The sequence below is a fragment of the Pseudomonas sp. NBRC 111138 genome (genome assembly GCF_001320835.1).
In the GTDB taxonomy this organism is placed as follows: Bacteria; Pseudomonadota; Gammaproteobacteria; order Pseudomonadales; family Pseudomonadaceae; genus Aquipseudomonas; species Aquipseudomonas paracarnis.
Window position 1 is genome coordinate 1 of sequence record NZ_BCBO01000035.1, and the last position, 18,358, is coordinate 18,358.

An 18,358-nucleotide genomic window follows, 5' to 3' on the forward strand; every position below is an offset into this window, starting at 1 on the left:
CTGGCTTGAAGCCTCACCCCTTCACAATTTCGCGACACTCCCCGCTACAAAAGCCACACGCTTTTCACCTCTCAATCCGTATAATGCCGACCTTTCAGGGTTGTAAGAACCGCGACAATTACTTGTAGCCTTATTGCCCGAGCTTCCGCACAAGCCCGCTGAGTCGGGCTATTCACACAGGTGCCATCCATGGATTTCAACCCGCTCGACCTTATCCTGCATCTCGACGTCTACCTCGACATGCTGGTAACCAATTACGGTCCGTGGATCTACGCCATTCTGTTCCTGGTGATTTTTTGCGAAACCGGCCTGGTGGTCATGCCTTTCCTGCCGGGCGACTCCTTGCTGTTCATCGCCGGTGCTGTAGCGGCTGGCGGCGGTATGGACCCAGTCCTGCTGGCCGGCCTGCTGATGCTGGCGGCCATCCTCGGCGATAGCACCAACTACGTGATCGGACGAACGGCGGGCGAGCGCTTGTTCAGCAACCCGAACTCCAAGATCTTCCGCCGCGACTACCTGCAAAAAACCCACGACTTCTACGACAAGCACGGCGGCAAGACCGTGACCCTGGCGCGCTTCCTGCCGATCCTGCGCACCTTCGCGCCGTTCGTCGCGGGCGTGGCCAAGATGCCGTATCCGCGCTTCTTCGGCTTCAGCGTACTGGGCACCATCCTGTGGGTCGGTGGCCTGGTGACCTTGGGTTACTTCTTCGGCAACGTGCCTTTTATCAAGAAGAACCTGTCGCTGCTGGTGGTGTTCATCATCCTGCTGTCACTGGTGCCGATGATTATTGGCGTAGTGCGCAGCCGCTTTGGCCGCACGTCCTCCGAAGCCAACCCGCACTGACCCCCCCGTGTGGTCCCTCAGCGCCTGGCGTCGCCGGCGCCTGCTGGCCAAGCACCCGATTGCCGATGACACCTGGCAACGGGTGCGCCACCACCTGACCTTCCTCGACGGCATCACGCCGGAGCAAGACCAGTGGCTGCGCGAAGCCTGCGTGGTGTTCCTCAGCGAAAAACACCTCACCGCCCTGCCCGGCGTCGAACTGCACCAGGAACAACGCCTGGTGCTCGCCGCCCAGGCGCAATTGCCGCTGATGAACCTGGGCGACCTCGACTGGTACCAGGGTTTCCATGAGATCGTGCTGTACCCCGACGACTTCCTCAGCCCGCAACGCCATCGCGATGCCAGTGGCGTGGAGCACGAATGGGACGGCGAACACAGCGGCGAAGCCTGGCAACAGGGCCCGGTGATTCTCGCCTGGCCTGGTGTGCTCGCCAGCGGCCAATGGGAAGGCTACAACCTGGTCATCCACGAACTGGCGCACAAGCTGGACATGCTCAACGGCGACGCCAACGGCTTGCCGCCTCTGCACCATGACATGCGCGTGAAGGACTGGGCCAGCGTCATGCAAGGCGCCTTCGATGACCTCAACCGCCAGTTGGACGCCAACCCGGACGCCGAGACCGAGATAGACCCTTACGCTGCGGAAAACCCGGCGGAGTTCTTTGCCGTCACCAGCGAGTATTTCTTCAGCGCCCCGGATTTACTGGTCAACAGTTATCCACAGGTGTACGCCCAACTCAGCCGCTTTTATCGCCAGGATCCCCTGGCCCGCCTGACTCAACTGCAAGCCAGCGACCCACGTTATCAGCCACAAGGCGAATGACCGTACGACGCTTGGCGCATGGCATCGGCGTCAGAATATGCCTATAATCGCCGCCACTTTTAGGCCAATCCGGCCATGTCATATGGCCAACTAACGGGGGCAACGCCCAATGAGCTACAGCAAGATTCCGGCTGGCAAAGACCTGCCGAACGACATCTACGTCGCCATCGAAATTCCGGCCAACCACGCGCCGATCAAATACGAAATCGACAAAGACAGCGACTGCCTGTTCGTTGACCGTTTCATGGCCACCCCGATGTTCTACCCGGCCAACTACGGTTTCATCCCCAACACCCTGGCTGACGACGGTGACCCGCTCGACGTGCTGGTCGTGACCCCTTACCCGGTCACCCCAGGCTCGGTTATCCGCGCCCGCCCAGTCGGCATCCTGAACATGACCGACGACGGCGGCGGCGATGCCAAAGTCATCGCAGTGCCACACGACAAGCTGTCCCAGCTGTATGTGGACGTGAAGGAATACACCGACCTGCCGCCACTGCTGCTGGAACAGATCAAGCACTTCTTCGAGAACTACAAAGACCTCGAAAAAGGCAAATGGGTGAAGATCGACGGTTGGGGCAACGCAGACGCCGCCCGCGCCGAGATCATGAAGTCGGTTGCTGCCTACAAAGGCTGACACCCGCACCTCATTGCCACGGCAAATAAAAAGCCCCGTTAATTCGGGGCTTTTTTATGGGCCAGACTAAACATCAAGTTCAATGTTTAGTTGCAGCGTTTAACCAAGTTGCACATATGAAAGATCAAGCCATAACTAAGCCAGATCCTACAACTGCAAATCAACGCATGGTTTATTTGATGGGACTTTCCGGCCAGTAAACTCTGCGTTTATGAATACATCAGGTGATCGTTTAAAAGCACTACTACGGGAAGTTCATCTTTCCGCCTCCGACTTCGCCAAGAACCGCGGCGTCACGCCTCAGCACGTGAACAACTGGTTCAAACGCGGCGTCCCCATGGGCCGACTCAACGAGATCGCAGAATTGCTGTGCGTCTCAAGTCGCTGGTTAAGCGACGGTAAAGGCCCCAAGCACCCGCCTGCCAACTACCTGTTGGAAGGCCCCATCGCAAGGATTGCAACTACCCGCGAAGACACAGGCAAATACCTCACAGGCCCCGCCTGCCGCCCGGAAAAAACCGACGTGGAGATTCCTCTCCACCCCACCTTTACCTCAACCGAACGCATCCGCGTCTCCCTGCACAATTTGGAAACTCTCAACGTCAACCCCGACCGCGCGATAGGCGCCTACATGGTCGACAACAGCATGATCGACATCATCCAACAAGGCGCCACCCTCGCCATCGACCGAGGCCGCACCCAAATCATCGACGGTGAAATCTACGCCGTCGAACACGACGGCATGCTGCGCATCAAATACCTCTACAACCGTCCTGGCGGCGGCCTGCGCATGCGCAGCCACAACGCCAGCGAACACCCGGACGAATACCTCAACCATGAGGAGCGCTTCGAACAAAGCTTCAAGATCGTCGGCTGGGTATTCTGGTGGTCCACCCTCAACAACCGCCGCCCACCGGTGCCACTGGATGAACACCTGCTGGGCTGGGAAGGCTCTAAATCGGAACCGGAGGTGGGCAACTGAGGTGAATGTGGGTATCATGCGCCGCACATTTGGCAGGGGTCGCTTTTAGCTGATTTCCTGCCGGCGAAGCGGAGGAGTTCCCGCGGATGCCCCTACTATTCAGCCTGACGCAATGTGGGCTGAGCGATTTGAAGGCTGGTGAGGTTTGTCAAAAACAAGCTGAGGCAGTCCCCGAGAAGCCGGCCACAAGCCGGCTTTTTAATGCCCGTAAAACACAGTTCAATTACCCAACAGCTGCTGGCCCACCCTTCAATCAATGTCATTGAGGCAGACAATTCATTCCTGTTCTGCGCAGCGACCTGAGGCCTGAAATCGCGCCTTAACCATTGTCCACCTTGAGTTGACAGTAAGACTCCTCCCACCCGATTTATCCCCCGTCACCCACCCATTAATCTGTGCCCATGTTGAACGCAACGCCCAACCAACCTAAACAAAAAAAGGATTCACCATGAGCACTGCAACCTACAACCGCTTGAACAAAGACGACGCCATTGTTCTGCTGGTCGACCACCAGACCGGCCTGATCTCCCTAGTGCAGGACTTCTCCCCCAACGAGTTCAAGAACAACGTGCTGGCCCTGGCTGACCTGGCCAAGTTCTTCAACTTGCCGACCATCCTCACCACCAGTTTCGAGCAAGGCCCTAACGGCCCGCTGGTGCCGGAGTTGAAGGAGATGTTCCCGGACGCGCCGTATATCGCTCGCCCTGGTCAGATCAATGCCTGGGACAACGAGGATTTCGTCAAGGCGATCAAGGCCACCGGGCGTAAGCAGATCATCATTGCCGGTGTGGTGACGGATGTGTGTGTGGCGTTCCCGACGTTGTCGGCGCTGGCGGAAGGGTTTGAGGTGTTTGTGGTGACGGATGCGTCGGGCACGTTCAACACCACGGTGCAGCAGGCGGCGTGGAGCCGGATGACACAGGCCGGTGCACAGTTGATGAACTGGTTCTCGGTGGCGTGTGAGTTGCACCGCGACTGGCGCAACGATATCGAAGGGCTGGGGAATCTGTTGTCCCAGCGGATTCCTAACTACCGCAATTTGATGAACAGCTACTCGGCCCTGTCTGCTCGCCAGAGCTAAGACTGCCATGCTCCGTATTGAGCCTGCCTGAAAAGGCAGGCTTTTTTATGGGTGTAGATTGAGATGCGTGTGGGTGACGCGGAGCGTCACTGGATGCATTACCACGCGGAGCGTGGGAACGATCAAGCGGAGCGTGGGAGCGATCAACTTCCTTAATCCAGGATCAAGTGCGGCAGAAACCGGCTTGAGTCCTTGGTGATCAAGCTATTGTCCTCTCGCACACCTATTCCAGCGGCCTGGTCGCCAATTACCCAAGAGCCGATCAGCGTGTAGCTGTCCCCAAATTTTGGCAGCGGTGCGAACTCCTGAAGGATGAATGGCGCATCCGTGTAGGGGCCGTCTTCTTTTACGATCAGGCCGTCGGCGGTTTGTAGTTCGATGTTGGCGCCTTCCCGGGAGAAGAACGGTTTGCGCACCCAACCTTTTGGTACGGCCTTGCCTGGGTCGGTGTCCAGGTGGCACGCGAGCAGGTTGGGGTGGCCTTTGTTGAATTCCCACAGCAGCGGCAGGATGCCTTTGTTGGAGAGGACGGATTTCCACGCGGGTTCGAAGAACTGCGTGTCGCTCTGGGCAATCGCGGCACCAAAGGGCTCGTGGAAGATGAACTCCCAGGCGTGCAGTTTGAACAGGTGGGGGATCCAGCGATCTTCAAGGTCGACGAAGCGGCCTTCGCTGGTCAGGCCGATGTCTTCGACGTCGATGTGGCGCGATTCGATGCCGACCTTTTCGGCAACCAGACGCAGGTAGTCGGTGGTGCCTTTGTCTTCGATGGAGTCTTTCATCGAGGCGAAGTAGAACGGCTGGTTGACCTGCAGTTGGGCGAAGGCCTGGTGCAGTTTGGTGTCGATGCTATTGAACTGGTCGGCGTGCTTGGGCAGCAGGCCACGCTCGATGCATTGTTCCAGCCAGCCCCACTGAAACGCGGCTGCTTCGTAGAGGCTGGTGGGGGTGTCGTAGTTGAGTTCCAGCAACTTGGCGGGCCCGCTGCCGTTGTAGGAGAAGTCCATGCGCCCGTACAGGTGCGGGTGACCTTCGAGCCATGAGGTTCGGATCATGTCGTAGAAAGGCGCGGGGATGCTCAGGCGTTCAAGCAGTTCTTCGCTGTGGACCACGCGGGCGACGAGGTCCATGCACATGTCATGGAGCTCGGTGGTCGGGTCTTCGAGGTCGCGCTCGATTTGCTTGAGCGTGAACTGGTAGTACGCGCTTTCGTCCCAGTAAGGTTCGTCGTCGATGGTATGGAACAGGAAGCCAAGACTCTCGGCTGTGTGTTTCCAGTCATGACGCTCTGCGCATTGGATCTTCTTCATGGCCGGTTTCCTTAGCTGCTTGACCCGCCGCCCCAGCCGCTGCGTGCGCTGGCTTTGCTGCCGAAGCCGCCGCGGGAGGTGGCCGATGAAACCGAGCTCGACTTAGGTGAAGAGCGCAGCGTGTTGGTGTAATTGCTGCTGCCGTACCGGGCCTGATTGGAACGGCCAAAGGTCGCGCCATTGGACACGCGCTGGTTGAGCGTCGAATTACCGTAGTTGCCGCGATCATCGCGATAGCGGTACACCGGTTCCGAACGGTAGCTGTTGCGGTTGTTGCTCAGCATGTTGCCGATCAGCAAGCCGGTCAGCAGGCTGCTGGTGGAGAAGCCTGAGCCGCCGCCGCTGGCCTGAGCGTTGGCCGCTTGCGCATTGGCAGCGTCGACCTGGGATTGGGTCACCTGGCCTTCGGCGGTCAGTTCGAAACCGCCCAAGCGCGGGATGAATTTGCCGGTGGAGTCTTGCTGGCACCAATCAGCGACAAAGTCGGCGTCGCAATCGGCCTGGCTGTCATACACCGGCGCAATGCGGCGATGCTCGGCCATGGCCGTCATGTAGGCGTCCGAGCAGACGTCCACCGGAAGCTTTTCATCGGCGCATTGCTGTACCGACTGGAAGTTGTACTTCTTTTGCAGGTCGTAGGTTTTTTCCGTTGGGCCACAGCCGGATATCGCCATGGCGACCGACGCTGCCAGCGACAGCTGGACGTACTTGCTTCGTTTCATCGGGAGCTCCGTGGGCAATCAGTTCGAGGTGGGCGTCATGCACGCGGCATTCAGCATGCCGACGCTGATGGCCACCGCGGCCACGTAGATACCGGCCGCCAGTTCGCCCTTCTTGATGCGCTCGGACGTGCCTTTGAGCACCAGGCTGGTCAGCAGGAACGCCAGCAGTTGGACGACGGCGGCGATCACGGCCCAGACGATGAAGTCGAGAACGTTGATCGAGTAGGCAATCACGTTGCTGGCCGGAATGGCGAAACCGACGATGGCACCGCCCAGGGCGACCGCTGCGGAGGTGTTGCCCGCACGGATCAGTTCGAACTCCTTGTGCGGGGTGATGCGGGTGTAGATGAACTGGAACAGCGCGAACAGTACCGCAGCCCCCAGGATGTAGAGGACAAAGCCGAGCACCGCAGCTTTGTTGAGGGAGATGGAGAGTGCTTCTAGCATGGACGGCTTCCTTTTTTAGAGCGTAGTCAGGTCGGTGGTGTACAGCGAAATGCCCAGGGATGTGCTCAGGCTGATGGTGCCTTCGGCATCTTCTTCGACGGAGAACAGCAGGAACTCTCGACGGTCGGTCAGGCCGGTGTCGCGGGCGTATAGCATCGAACGGTGCTCGACGCTGTAGGTGGCTTCTGGGCTGGTGACCTGTTCGCTCATCGCCACCAATTCGGTCTGGCCGTCCTCGCTGCCCCACTCCCGGAAGTACTCAACGCCGTCGTGGGTGTAGGTCGGCAGCCCGATCAGGCTCTGTGGGCCCGCCAGCCTGCGCAGTTCCGCTTCACTGCTGATGGTGACGTAGCTGAGGTAGTTGAACAGAATCACTGACTCGACCTGGCCCGCTATCTGGCCGGTGGTGTGCACCTGCAACCAATAATCTTCGTCGTTCATGTAATAGCGCGACAGCCAGGTGGACTGGCCAAGATCGATGGTGCCATTGCTCCAGATTTCCTGGGAGCCGGGGATCACCACGTTGGTTTTTTCATCGAGCAGCAATTTCAGGGTGGTGTCGAACATCACGCCCTTGCCCGGCGCCAGGCCCAAAGGACCGGTAGCAGGCAGGCTTGGGCTGGCGGTTCGGCTCGAGTCGGTAGTGGCTTTTGGGGCCTCAAGCCCCATCAACTGTTTAAGCCATCCCATGGGAGATTTCCTTAAGGCGAGTGGAAGCGATGTAGAAGAGTTCGCCGCCTTTGACCTCTGTGGCACTGGGCGGGTTGATCGACGGCTGCTGAACACCTTTGGCGCGATAGCCAATGAGGGTGGCGTTGTGGCGCTCCTTCATCTGCGTGTACAGCTCGCCGAATGTTGCCTCAAAGGCTTCGGGCAATTTCATCAGGTACTGGGTGGCGCCCTGCCCCACGCACAGCAATTCATTGATGACCACCGACGAGCCCGGATCCTGAGAGGCGCGCACCAGCATTTCGATTGCCATGCTGGACGTGCACTCCAGGCGCGGGGCGTAGGAGCTGGCGAGTGCGGCGATTTCACTTTCGTTGAAGTGGGCGACCACATGCCCGACGGGACTCAGTTGGTTCACCGCCAGCACGGTGGCCAGCGTCAGGTCATCAGACAGGGTTCGCACCAGCACACGCTCGGCACCGGGCACACCGGCACGCAGCAACAGTGCGGTGGAAGACAGGCTTTCGCCGCGGATGAACGCTGCTTTGCCCGGCATCGGGTTTTCTTCAAGGCTGCAATCGCAGATCACGATCAGGTTGTCGTTCGAGGTTTCGTCTTGCAGCAACAATTCAATCACCCGCTCGCTGGACGCGCCCTCCCAGCCGATCAGCACGGTATGGCCGACCTTGCCGGTGAAATCACCTTTGCCCTTCATGCCTTTTCTCCATGCATCGATAACACTGCTGGTGGTTTTGCCGATGGCGGCCGTGAGCAGCGCAATGCCCCCGAGCATGACCCAGGTCGCCACGAAAATTCGTCCCGCCGAGGTCTGCGGCGCGAGGTCGCCATAGCCGACGGTGAGTGTGGTGGTGAGGTAGAAGTAGATAAACGTGGCGGGAGCGGTGAGGTGTTGTTCGCCCAGCAACACCAGGCCCATGTAAGCCGTGCTCAGGTGGACACCCAAGGCAACGATCAGCCCTGCCCAACCGAAGCGGTGAAAGAGGGACGAGGCGTACATGCGTAACAGTAGGAAAATCGACATTTGGCCCCTGGCTCCCTGGGTACTTGAATCCTGACGACAGCATCGCCTCGGCGTCTGGATGCTCAAGTGCGGTCACCCGGCATTAAACCCGCTGCGCGGCGTGGATAGAAGTACCTTGGCTGCAATAAATCCGGCGAGCGCACCAAACAGATGCCCTTCGAAGGAAACGCCCTGCCGCGGAAAGAAGCCCACGACCAGTCCGCCATACAGCAAAGCCACGACAGCGGCTGTTAGCAGGTTGCCCCAGCTTCTATGGAACCAGGCGCGAGACAGCAGATAAGCCCATAGCCCGAACACCCAGCCGCTGGCGCCGACGTGTACGCCTGAAAAACCAAACAGCCAGACCAACAAGCCGCCCAGCAGAATGATGATGGCGCTGACGGCGATGAACCGGTTGACCCCTTCGATGATGACCAGAGAACCCAGGATCACAAAGGCAATCAGGTTGGCGCTCAGGTGGGCGAAGGAGGCGTGCAAAAACGGCGAGGAGAGGATGCCGAACAGACCCTGCACCGTTCTCGGGATTAGCCCGAATGCCATGAGGCTGTAACCGGTCGCCACATTGAGCAGTTGCAGCGCGACCATGAAGAGGGCCAGGCCTGCGATTGTCTTGAAACCCTTCAAGGCGTTCATCCTGACCTCAACATACAAAAGAAGAGCACTGCGACTGTGGCGAAGGAGCTTGCTCCCGCTGGGGCGCGAAGCGGCCCCAAAAACAGGACTGCTGCGCAGCCCAGCGGGAGCAAGCACCCTCCCCACAGAGTTGCAGGCTTAACTGACCTGCGTTGATTACTCAGCCGACTTTTGCTTCAGACGCTCCAGAATCGCATTGGCACTGCCTTCGTTCGGCGTGATGCCGGCATCGCGCAGTTTGCGCTCCAGGTCCGTGCCCGTTGACGCTTCAGCCAGTTCATCCTGGGCTTGCAGCTCAGCGGCACGTTGCTGCTGCTTGGCCTGCAAGCGGTTGAGCGTACCGACCGCGGTTTCCAGCTTGCCGTTGGCACCGCCGCTGGCAATGGAGGCACTGACCTGGGCCTTTTGCACGCTGTCGCGAGCCTTGGCCATGTCCACTTGCTGGCGCAGGCTTTTGATGCGGCTCTCGGCTTTGGTGATGTCTTTGCGCATGCTTTCAGCGTACCCGCCGAACTCGGCGGTCTGCTTTTGCTCCACGTCCCGCTCGTTGGTCAGGGTCGAAATGGCTTCGGCCACTTCCAGGGCGAGGTCTTCACGGTTGGCCTGGATAGCGGCCATCGCCTTGGATTCCAGGTCTTTGATCTTGGCGTCGTACTCGCCAACGCGATCAGCCGCCAGTTTGTGCTTGGCCATGATGCTTACCAATTCACGCTTGGCGTTGGCCAAGGCGCTGTCGGCATCGCGAATTTCCTGGTCGAGGATGCGCAGGGCCTGTTGGTCGACGATCGATTCGCCGACTTCGCTGGCACCGCCACGCAACGCGGTGAACAATTTGCTCCAGATGGACTGAGTCATTGGGTTTTCCCGAATAATTAAATGAAGAAACGTTCGAAGGCTTCGCTGGCGCGCTGCACGTTATCAACCAGGGTTTTCACCTCGGTCACGATGTTGGTCAGGCTGGAGTCGGAGCTGAGCGCACCGAACATGTTGTAAACCACCTGCCCGTTCGGCATGGACTCGATACCGATGGACGACAACGGGAACATCTCCCGGCTGCGCAGCACGGCGTCGTTGAAGGCCGGCACGTCGTTGATGGACTCAGCGTCAACCAGGACGGTATCCACGATGATTTGCTCGCCCACCACCGCGATGTAAATCGGCAAGCCACCAAAGTCGTTCATCTCCAGCTTGATGCTGGACTCGGAGCCTTGGACGAGAGAAAGCGTAATGTCATTGGACGTCACGTCATCCAGCGCCTGAAGAGCACTGAAGAGGCGATCGATATTCCAGTTGGTACCTGCGCTCATGAAATTCTCCGACATGAATGAGCCAGCCAGGATCGGTTGGCGTAGCTGTTTCTCCATTTGCTTGAGCAGGCTTCGGTTTTCGGGAAGCACCCAAGTCTCGTGTTTCACATAACCGGCCGCCGCCAGCCCCGCACGCATCTGCTTCATGTAAAAGCTCGACGGTTTTTTTGCAGGCGATTTCAAGCGCTCTCCCTTGAGGCTTGCTGAATCGGTATCGAGCCCTGCTGATGGGCTCGATGGAGAGCTGCTGTTCATTGGTACTGACCTCGCTGTGAAAAACTCACGCGTGAGAAAATCTACAGGCAATCCTCAAGGCACTCAATAGCTCACGCGTGAGATTTTTCCTTACATTTTTCAGCCACCGAAAAGACCCAGCCTATCCCGCCAACTCTCGCTCGATTTGCTCGATGCTAGGCAAGCTCGACTGCAGTTCGACTGGCAAAGACTCCATCAGTTGATATTCCGCCACACCAATAGGTCGGTTGTTATCGCGCAGTGCATATTCAGCCACCACTTCATTTTTACCCTTGCACAGCAAGAGACCGATAGTCGGGCCGTCTTGTGGGTGCTTTATCTCGGCATCCACCGCCGCAAGATAGAAGCTCAATTTGCCCAGATGCTCGGGCTTGAACTTGCCCGCCTTGAGTTCGATCACCACATAGCAACGCAGCTTCAGGTGATAGAACAACAGGTCGATGAAGAACTCATCGCCGCCTACATTCAGCAGCACTTGCCGGCCAACGAAGGCAAAACCTGCGCCCAACTCCAACAAGAAGTCAGTGACATGCTTGATCAGGGCGTTTTCGATTTCGCGCTCTTGTGCATTCTGACCCAGGCTGAGGAAATCAAAGCGATAAGGGTCCTTAAGAGACTCGCGAGCCAGGTCGGATTGCGCTTTGGGCAGATGGCTTTCGAAGTTGCTCACTGCCTTGCCACTGCGCTCCAACAGGCGGTTTTCAATGTGCATCACCAAGGTGTTGCGCGACCAACTATGCTTGATCGTTTGGATGGCGTACCAACGTCGCGTTTCAGGGCCGGGAAGTTTGTCCAGAAGCGCGATTTGATGGTACCAAGGCAATTGTGCAAGCACCTCTTGCACAAACTCCGAATCCGGCCACGCCTCGGCAAAAGCCCTCATGTACTTAAGATTGCGCGGCGAAAAACCCTTGATGTCCGGAAAGGCCGCTCGCAGATCTTGCGCAAGGCGGTCAATCACTTTACTACCCCAGCCTTGAGCGTGCTGACGCGTCAAAATATCGTGGCCGAGCTGCCAGTAGAGCAGTACCAGTTCACGATTGACTGCAATTGACGCACGTTGTTGCGCCTGATGGATGCGGCCCTTGAGGTCTGTCAGCCAATCGCCGTAGCCCTCAGGAGGCGCGATCAACCCGATAGAAGTTTCGCTCATGCCTTTTTTACTCTGGTGTTTTCGGCAGGCTAGCCAGCCGACAGTACCGTCACAAGCGTTCGTGAACAGTTCAAGAAGGGGCCTGCGTACCTCACAGAAAGGTCCTGCTGGCACTTGACTCTCCCCTATACGGCACCCCCTACCCTGAATGCCCTTTTCTCAGAACTTATCACCATGAGTCAGCGCATTCTGGTCATTCTCGGCCACCCGTCCGCCGATAGCTTTTGTTCCGCCCTCGCACACACTTATATCCACGCTGCTAAAACGGCCGGTCACGAAGTCCGCGTCCTGCGCCTGGGTGATCTCAGGTTCGACCCCATCCTTCATCATGCTTACACCCAGGTTCAAGCGCTGGAACCTGACGTGCTCAGCGCCCAAGCCGACATCCTTTGGGCCGAGCATCTGGCCTGGGTTTTCCCTGTCTGGTGGGGCGGTATCCCGGCACTGATGAAGGGCTTTATCGACCGCGCGTTCCTACCCGGCTTTGCCTTCAAGTACCGCGCAGGCAAGGCATTCCCAGACACGCTGCTAAAGGGCCGAACCGCGCACTTGTTAGTGACCCTCGACACGCCGCCGTGGTATTACCGCTGGGCTTATCGCATGCCGGCCATCCACCAAATGCGGCGCACCACGCTGGCGCTGTGCGGCATCGCGACGAGCAAGACGCTGCTGTTGGGGCCGGTGCTGGGCTCTTCGCTGACGCAGCGGGCCAAGTGGCTCAAACAGGCCGGCGCACTATTTGAAAAAGGGAATTTTCATGTACATCGGCAAAGCCGCGCAGTTGTCCGGCACGACCATCAAGGCGATTCGTCACTATGAGGCAATCGGGCTGATGCCAGCGCCTGCGCGTCGGGGCGGTTATCGCGTTTATACCGAGCAGAGTGTCGAGCGGCTGATGTTTATAAAGTGCGCGCAACAGCTGGGGTTCAAGCTCAAGGAATTACAGGAGATTTTGCAGGGGTACGAGGGTGATGCGCTTCCCTGGGACAAGGCTGACCAAGCCATCGCCAATAAGAAGCAAGCGTTAGCCATGCAAATTGTGACATTGCAGAATATGCATCAGGGTTTATTGGTCTTCGAGGCCCAATTGAAAGCGGCGCAGGGGAAGTGCTGGGTCGCCACGAAGGCAAGCTGAGACTCGGTGAACCGAATAAGGTCGCTAATCGGCTCATGGGGTGAGCCGAATAAACCCATCAATCGGCTCACATCACCGTGTGTGCGCCACTCATTTGCCCCAATCCCCCATGTCTGCTAGTGTCGCGCCGGTTTACCGTCTACCGGAATTGCCGCCATGGCCCGCAAAAAAGTTGCACTCGATTTCGAACAATCCCTCGCCGACCTGCAAGCCCTGGTCGAGCGTCTGGAGAACGGCGAGTTGTCGCTGGAAGACTCGTTGACAGCGTTTGAGCAAGGCATCGGCCTGACCCGCGACTGTCAGAGCGCGTTGGCGCAGGCGGAGCAGAAGGTCCAGGTGTTGCTGGAGCGTGACGGGGAGTTGGCCGAAGAGCCTTTCGATGCGGAACAGCCGGAATGATCAGCGCATACCAGGCCAGTAGCCAAGCCCGGGTGAATGCCGCGCTGGAGCCCCTGTTTGTTGCGCCAAGCCCGGAAATGACGCGCCTCTATGAAGCCATGCGCTACAGCGTGATGAATGGTGGCAAGCGGGTGCGCCCGTTGCTGGCCTATGCGGCCTGCGAAGCCCTGGGAGCGCCGGCGGCCGAGGCCAATGGCGCGGCGTGTGCGGTGGAGTTGATCCACGCTTATTCCCTGGTGCATGACGATTTGCCAGCCATGGACGATGATGATTTGCGTCGCGGCCAGCCCACCACCCATAAAGCCTTTGATGAAGCCTATGCGATCCTGGCCGGTGACGGCTTGCAGAGCCTGGCGTTCAGCGCATTGCTGGACCCGCGCTTGAGCAGCGTCAACGCCGAGATCCGCCTGCGCATGGTCACCGCCTTGGCCCACGCCGCAGGCCCGGCTGGCATGGTCGGCGGGCAAGCCATCGACATGGGCTCGGTCAGCCTCAAGCTGGATCAAAAAGCCCTGGAACACATGCATCGCCACAAGACCGGCGCGCTGATTGAGGCGGCCGTGCAGTTGGGCGCCCTGGCCAGTGGCCGCGCCGGCGCCGAGCAATTGGCGGCCCTGCAGACCTATTCCCGCGCTATCGGCCTGGCCTTCCAGGTGCAGGACGATATTCTCGACGTGGAAAGTGACACCGCCACCCTCGGCAAACGCCAAGGCGCCGATATCGCACGGGACAAGCCGACTTATCCTGCCTTGCTGGGGCTGCAAGCCGCCAAGGCGTATGCCATCGAGTTGCGCGACCAGGCCCTGGATGCCCTGCGACCTTTCGACGCGGCGGCCGAGCCACTGCGTGACCTGGCACGGTATATCGTCGAACGTCGCCACTGACAGCCGCGGCCATTTGCGCCGCATATCGGCCAAGTTAGGCCCTCTGCGTGGGCAGTTTGCACGGCTTGAGGTAAACTGCCGCCTCTTCTATACCTATAACGATTCGCCTGATGCCCACGACGTTTCAAGAGATTCCCCGCAAACGCCCGTCTACGCCCCTGCTCGACCGTGCTGCCACGCCGGACGGCCTGCGTCGACTGGGTGAAGCCGAGCTGGAAACCCTGGCCGATGAGCTGCGCCTGGAATTGCTCTACACGGTCGGCCAGACCGGTGGGCATTTTGGCGCCGGGCTGGGCGTGATCGAGCTGACCATCGCCTTGCATTACGTGTTCGACACCCCGGACGACCGGCTGGTGTGGGACGTGGGCCACCAGGCGTATCCGCATAAAATCCTCACCGGCCGTCGCGAGCGCATGGCCAGCCTGCGCCAGAAGGACGGCCTGGCCGCCTTCCCGCGCCGTGCCGAGAGCGAGTACGACACCTTTGGCGTCGGCCACTCCAGCACGTCCATCAGTGCAGCGCTGGGCATGGCGATTGCCGCCCGCCTGCAAGGCAGTGAGCGCAAGGCGATTGCGGTGATTGGTGATGGCGCGCTGACCGCAGGCATGGCCTTCGAAGCGCTGAACCATGCGCCGGAAGTGGACGCCAACATGTTGGTGATCCTCAACGACAACGACATGTCGATTTCGCGCAACGTGGGTGGCCTGTCCAATTACCTGGCGAAGATCCTCTCCAGCCGTACCTACGCCAGCATGCGCGAAGGCAGCAAGAAAGTGCTGTCGCGCCTGCCTGGCGCGTGGGAAATCGCGCGTCGCACCGAAGAATACGCCAAGGGCATGCTGGTACCCGGCACCCTGTTCGAAGAGCTGGGCTGGAACTACATCGGCCCTATCGACGGCCACGACCTGCCCACCCTGATCGCCACGTTGCGCAACATGCGCGACCTCAAGGGCCCGCAATTCCTGCATATTGTCACCAAAAAAGGCAAAGGTTTCGCTCCGGCGGAAGTCGACCCGATTGGTTACCACGCGATCACCAAGCTCGAACCCCTCGATGCCCCCGCCGCCGCGCCGAAAAAGGCCAGCGGGCCGAAGTATTCCGGGGTGTTTGGCGAATGGCTGTGCGACATGGCCGCCGCCGACCCGCGTCTGGTAGGGGTTACCCCGGCGATGAAGGAAGGCTCCGATCTGGTGGCGTTCAGCGAGCGTTTCCCGCTGCGTTACTTCGACGTGGCGATTGCCGAGCAACACGCCGTTACCTTCGCGGCCGGCATGGCCTGCGAAGGCGCCAAGCCAGTAGTGGCGATCTACTCCACCTTCCTGCAACGCGGTTATGACCAGCTGGTTCACGATGTGGCGGTGCAGAACCTCGATGTGCTGTTCGCCATCGATCGCGCCGGCCTGGTAGGCGAAGACGGCCCGACCCATGCCGGCAGTTTCGATCTCTCGTACCTGCGCTGCATCCCCGGCATGCTGGTGATGACTCCGAGCGACGAGAACGAACTGCGCAAGATGCTCAGCACCGGCCACCTGTACAACGGCCCGGCCGCTGTGCGGTACCCGCGCGGCACCGGCCCGAACGCCGTGATCGAAAAAGACCTGGAGCCGATTGAAATCGGTAAAGGCATCGTGCGTCGCCAAGGCAGCAAAACTGCATTCCTGGTGTTTGGCGTACAACTGGCCGAAGCCTTGAAAGTCGCTGAGAAGATCGACGCTACCGTGGTCGACATGCGGTTCGTCAAGCCACTGGATGACGCGTTGGTGCGCGAGATCGCCGCTGGCCATGAGCTGCTGGTGACCGTCGAAGAGAACGCCATCATGGGCGGCGCCGGTGCGGCGGTCAGCGAGTTCCTGGCGCGGGAGAATATCCTCAAGTCGGTGCTGCACCTGGGCTTGCCGGATGTATACGTTGAGCACGCCAAGCCGGCGCAGATGCTGGCTGAATGCGGGTTGGATGAGGCGGGTATCGAGGCGTCCGTTCGCGAGCGCCTGGCGCTACTGAATCTGTAATCTGCCCCAAATGTGGGAGCTGGCTTGCCTGCGATGACGGCGGCACATTCGCTAACAATGTGTCAGATACACCGCTATCGCAGGCAAGCCAGCTCCCACAGTGGTTTTGCATGACCTTCGAATGCTATGGACAGCCCATGAAACGCCTGTGCCTTGCCCTGCTGCTGCTACCCTGCGCTGACCTGCTCGCCGACACCCGCGACCAGGCCCTGAAGCTCTCCGACGTGGTCATCAGCGCCAACCGCCAAGTCCAGGCGCGTAATGACAGCAGCGCCGCCAACACCGTATTCACCCGCGCCGACATCGACCGCCTTCAGCCCACCAGTGTCACCGACCTGCTCAGCCGCGTGCCGGGCGTGCAAGTTGCGCCAACCGGTGGGCGTGGCAGTTTGCCGGGGATTTTCATTCGCGGCACCAAGTCGGCGCAGAGCCTGGTGCTGGTGGACGGCCAACGCATCGCCAACACCACCTCCGGCGACAGCGGCTTGCAATACCTCAACGTCGATCAGATTGAACGGGTGGAAGTGCTGCGCGGTTCACGTTCGGTCATTTATGGCAGCGATGCGATTGGCGGGGTGATTCAGGTGTTCACCCGGCGCAATGCCGAGCAAGGCTTGCAGCCGCGCTTGAAACTTGGCTTTGGCAGCAACCAGACCTGGGAGCGCAGCCTGGGCCTGTCGGGCGGCGATGAACACACGCGTTTCAACCTGGGCGCGAGCCTGGATGAAACCGCCGGTATCAATGCGAGCCACGCGTCGTTTCCCAGTGACGGCGACCATGATGCCTACCGCAACCAGTCCATCAGCCTGAACCTCAGCCATTCGTTCAGCGATGAGCTGGAGGCGGGCTTCAACCTGTTGGATAACCGTGGCAAGTCGGAGTACGACAACAGTTATGGCCGCTACGACGGCGCCACCGGGCAGAGCCTGGGCCAGAAACCCTACACCGACTACACCGTGAGCAGCGCCAGCGGCTATCTCGATGCCAAGCTCAATGACAGCTGGCAGTCGCGCCTGGAGCTGGGCCACAGTGAAAACCGCGACACCAAGCGCGATACCCTCAGCGATGATTACAGTGCATTCAACACCTACCGCGACTCGGTCAATTGGCAGAACGACCTGACCCTGGATGAGCAAAACAGCCTGATCGTCGGCGGCGACTGGTACGAAGATCGTTTCCACGGTTCTACCACCTTTACCGAGAACAGCCGCTGGAACCGGGCAGCGTTCGTGCAGCATCGCTTCCATAGCCAGTGGTTTTCCACCGAGCTGGGCCTGCGCCGCGACCAGAACCAGCAGTTCGGCGGCCAGAACAGTTGGAGCGGCACCCTGACCTTGCCGGTCAACCCTGACAATGACCTGCTCTTGAGCTACAGCGAAGGCTTTCGCGCGCCGACCTTCAACGACCTCTATTACCCCGACACCCAGTACAGCAACCCCAACCTGCAGCCCGAGACATCAAAGAGCTACGAGCTGCAATGGCGCAGCCAACTGAGCGACAGCACGCGCCTGGAAGCCTCGCTGTATCGCACCGACCTGAGCGACGCGATTATCCTTGACGCTGGCAAGCCGCAAAACGTGGCGTCGGCGCGGATCAACGGCTTTGAAGCGGCGCTCAAGCAGGAACTGTTTGGCTGGCAGGGCAACCTGGGCCTGTCGCTTATCGACCCGCGTGACCGTGACAGCGGCCACACCCTGGCACGTCGCGCCCGGCGAACGGTGAACCTGGATCTGGACCGGCAATTTGATCAACTCGGTCTCGGCGCCAGCTGGCAAGCGATCAGCAGCAGCTACGACGATGAAGCCAACCGCAACCGTCTGGGCGGTTATGCCTTGTTGGGGCTGCGCAGTAGTTGGGCGTTGAACCGGGAGGTGTCGTTGTCGTTGAAGGTGGATAACGTGCTGGACAAGTCTTACGCACGGGCGAAGTACAGCTACCTCGGGGAAAGCCAGAATTATCGTGAAGAAGGTCGGGTGTGGATGGTTGGGGTGACGTGGACACCTGAGATCTAAGTAGCCTGATCC

At 59.5% G+C, this 18,358-nt stretch carries 20 protein-coding genes; 11 read left to right on the forward strand and 9 right to left on the reverse strand.

What is annotated here, in order from left to right; genetic code table 11:
* Nucleotides 1-189 precede the first annotated feature (189 nt).
* The 5 genes from APH41_RS06810 (at nucleotide 190) to ycaC (ending at nucleotide 4,369) form a co-directional block, all read left to right on the forward strand.
* Nucleotides 190-846, forward strand: coding sequence for a DedA family protein (locus APH41_RS06810; protein WP_003194521.1), 657 nt, complete (start codon nucleotides 190-192; stop codon nucleotides 844-846).
* Between the two features lie 7 nt (nucleotides 847-853).
* Nucleotides 854-1,669: a zinc-dependent peptidase gene (locus APH41_RS06815; protein ID WP_054918139.1), complete on the forward strand. Its 816-nt coding sequence runs from the start codon at nucleotides 854-856 to the stop codon at nucleotides 1,667-1,669.
* 109 nt (nucleotides 1,670-1,778) lie between these two features.
* A complete protein-coding gene (gene ppa / locus APH41_RS06820; protein ID WP_003176323.1) occupies nucleotides 1,779-2,306 on the forward strand; it encodes an inorganic diphosphatase in 528 nt (175 codons plus the stop codon).
* Between the two features lie 211 nt (nucleotides 2,307-2,517).
* Complete coding sequence (locus APH41_RS06825) at nucleotides 2,518-3,288, forward strand: S24 family peptidase (protein ID WP_034126892.1); 771 nt, start codon at nucleotides 2,518-2,520, stop codon at nucleotides 3,286-3,288.
* A gap of 448 nt (nucleotides 3,289-3,736) precedes the next feature.
* The gene (gene ycaC / locus APH41_RS06830; protein WP_014720109.1) at nucleotides 3,737-4,369 is read left to right on the forward strand and encodes an isochorismate family cysteine hydrolase YcaC; all 633 of its coding nucleotides are present in this window, start codon (nucleotides 3,737-3,739) and stop codon (nucleotides 4,367-4,369) included.
* A 152-nt stretch (nucleotides 4,370-4,521) separates the two neighbouring features.
* On the opposite strand, the gene APH41_RS06835 is transcribed toward ycaC, so the two are convergent.
* From APH41_RS06835 to APH41_RS06875, 9 genes are all read right to left on the reverse strand, one after another.
* Nucleotides 4,522-5,679, reverse strand: coding sequence for a glutathionylspermidine synthase family protein (locus tag APH41_RS06835; RefSeq protein WP_054918141.1), 1,158 nt, complete (start codon nucleotides 5,677-5,679; stop codon nucleotides 4,522-4,524).
* An 11-nt stretch (nucleotides 5,680-5,690) separates the two neighbouring features.
* Complete coding sequence (locus tag APH41_RS06840) at nucleotides 5,691-6,401, reverse strand: DUF1190 domain-containing protein (RefSeq protein WP_034126869.1); 711 nt, start codon at nucleotides 6,399-6,401, stop codon at nucleotides 5,691-5,693.
* Between the two features lie 18 nt (nucleotides 6,402-6,419).
* Nucleotides 6,420-6,848 (reverse strand): DUF350 domain-containing protein, encoded by a 429-nt coding sequence (locus tag APH41_RS06845; protein WP_003194539.1) that lies wholly within the window; start codon nucleotides 6,846-6,848, stop codon nucleotides 6,420-6,422.
* Nucleotides 6,849-6,863: 15 nt separating this feature from the next.
* A complete protein-coding gene (locus APH41_RS06850) occupies nucleotides 6,864-7,538 on the reverse strand; it encodes a DUF2491 family protein (protein WP_054918144.1) in 675 nt (224 codons plus the stop codon).
* Entirely contained in the window at nucleotides 7,525-8,559 is a 1,035-nt protein-coding gene (locus APH41_RS06855) for an ion channel (protein ID WP_054918146.1), read from the reverse strand. The genes APH41_RS06850 and APH41_RS06855 overlap by 14 nt, the downstream gene beginning before the upstream one ends.
* A gap of 72 nt (nucleotides 8,560-8,631) precedes the next feature.
* Nucleotides 8,632-9,192, reverse strand: coding sequence for a rhomboid family intramembrane serine protease (locus tag APH41_RS06860; RefSeq protein ID WP_054918148.1), 561 nt, complete (start codon nucleotides 9,190-9,192; stop codon nucleotides 8,632-8,634).
* Between the two features lie 156 nt (nucleotides 9,193-9,348).
* On the reverse strand, nucleotides 9,349-10,047 hold the full coding sequence (locus APH41_RS06865) for a PspA/IM30 family protein (RefSeq protein WP_003194548.1): 699 nt from the start codon (nucleotides 10,045-10,047) through the stop codon (nucleotides 9,349-9,351).
* A gap of 17 nt (nucleotides 10,048-10,064) precedes the next feature.
* Nucleotides 10,065-10,646 (reverse strand): YjfI family protein, encoded by a 582-nt coding sequence (locus tag APH41_RS06870; RefSeq protein WP_032895109.1) that lies wholly within the window; start codon nucleotides 10,644-10,646, stop codon nucleotides 10,065-10,067.
* A 229-nt stretch (nucleotides 10,647-10,875) separates the two neighbouring features.
* Nucleotides 10,876-11,907, reverse strand: a complete 1,032-nt coding sequence (locus tag APH41_RS06875; protein ID WP_054896929.1) for a YhcG family protein — start codon at nucleotides 11,905-11,907, stop codon at nucleotides 10,876-10,878.
* Nucleotides 11,908-12,081: 174 nt separating this feature from the next.
* On the opposite strand from APH41_RS06875, the gene APH41_RS27955 reads away from it, so the two are divergent.
* The 6 genes from APH41_RS27955 (at nucleotide 12,082) to APH41_RS06905 (ending at nucleotide 18,346) form a co-directional block, all read left to right on the forward strand.
* Nucleotides 12,082-12,726, forward strand: coding sequence for an NAD(P)H-dependent oxidoreductase (locus APH41_RS27955; RefSeq protein WP_082430427.1), 645 nt, complete (start codon nucleotides 12,082-12,084; stop codon nucleotides 12,724-12,726).
* Nucleotides 12,665-13,042, forward strand: coding sequence for a MerR family transcriptional regulator (locus APH41_RS06885; RefSeq protein WP_054918153.1), 378 nt, complete (start codon nucleotides 12,665-12,667; stop codon nucleotides 13,040-13,042). Before APH41_RS27955 ends, APH41_RS06885 begins: the two co-directional genes overlap by 62 nt.
* A 156-nt stretch (nucleotides 13,043-13,198) precedes the next feature.
* Nucleotides 13,199-13,441: an exodeoxyribonuclease VII small subunit gene (locus tag APH41_RS06890; protein WP_003194556.1), complete on the forward strand. Its 243-nt coding sequence runs from the start codon at nucleotides 13,199-13,201 to the stop codon at nucleotides 13,439-13,441.
* Entirely contained in the window at nucleotides 13,438-14,325 is an 888-nt protein-coding gene (gene ispA / locus APH41_RS06895) for a (2E,6E)-farnesyl diphosphate synthase (RefSeq protein WP_054918156.1), read from the forward strand. The genes APH41_RS06890 and ispA overlap by 4 nt, the downstream gene beginning before the upstream one ends.
* Nucleotides 14,326-14,435: 110 nt before the next feature.
* Nucleotides 14,436-16,334 carry a 1-deoxy-D-xylulose-5-phosphate synthase gene (gene dxs, locus APH41_RS06900; RefSeq protein WP_034126860.1) on the forward strand — a complete coding sequence of 633 codons (1,899 nt, stop codon included), beginning with the start codon at nucleotides 14,436-14,438 and terminating at the stop codon, nucleotides 16,332-16,334.
* A gap of 137 nt (nucleotides 16,335-16,471) precedes the next feature.
* Nucleotides 16,472-18,346, forward strand: a complete 1,875-nt coding sequence (locus tag APH41_RS06905) for a TonB-dependent receptor domain-containing protein (protein ID WP_054918158.1) — start codon at nucleotides 16,472-16,474, stop codon at nucleotides 18,344-18,346.
* Nucleotides 18,347-18,358: the final 12 nt, after the last annotated feature.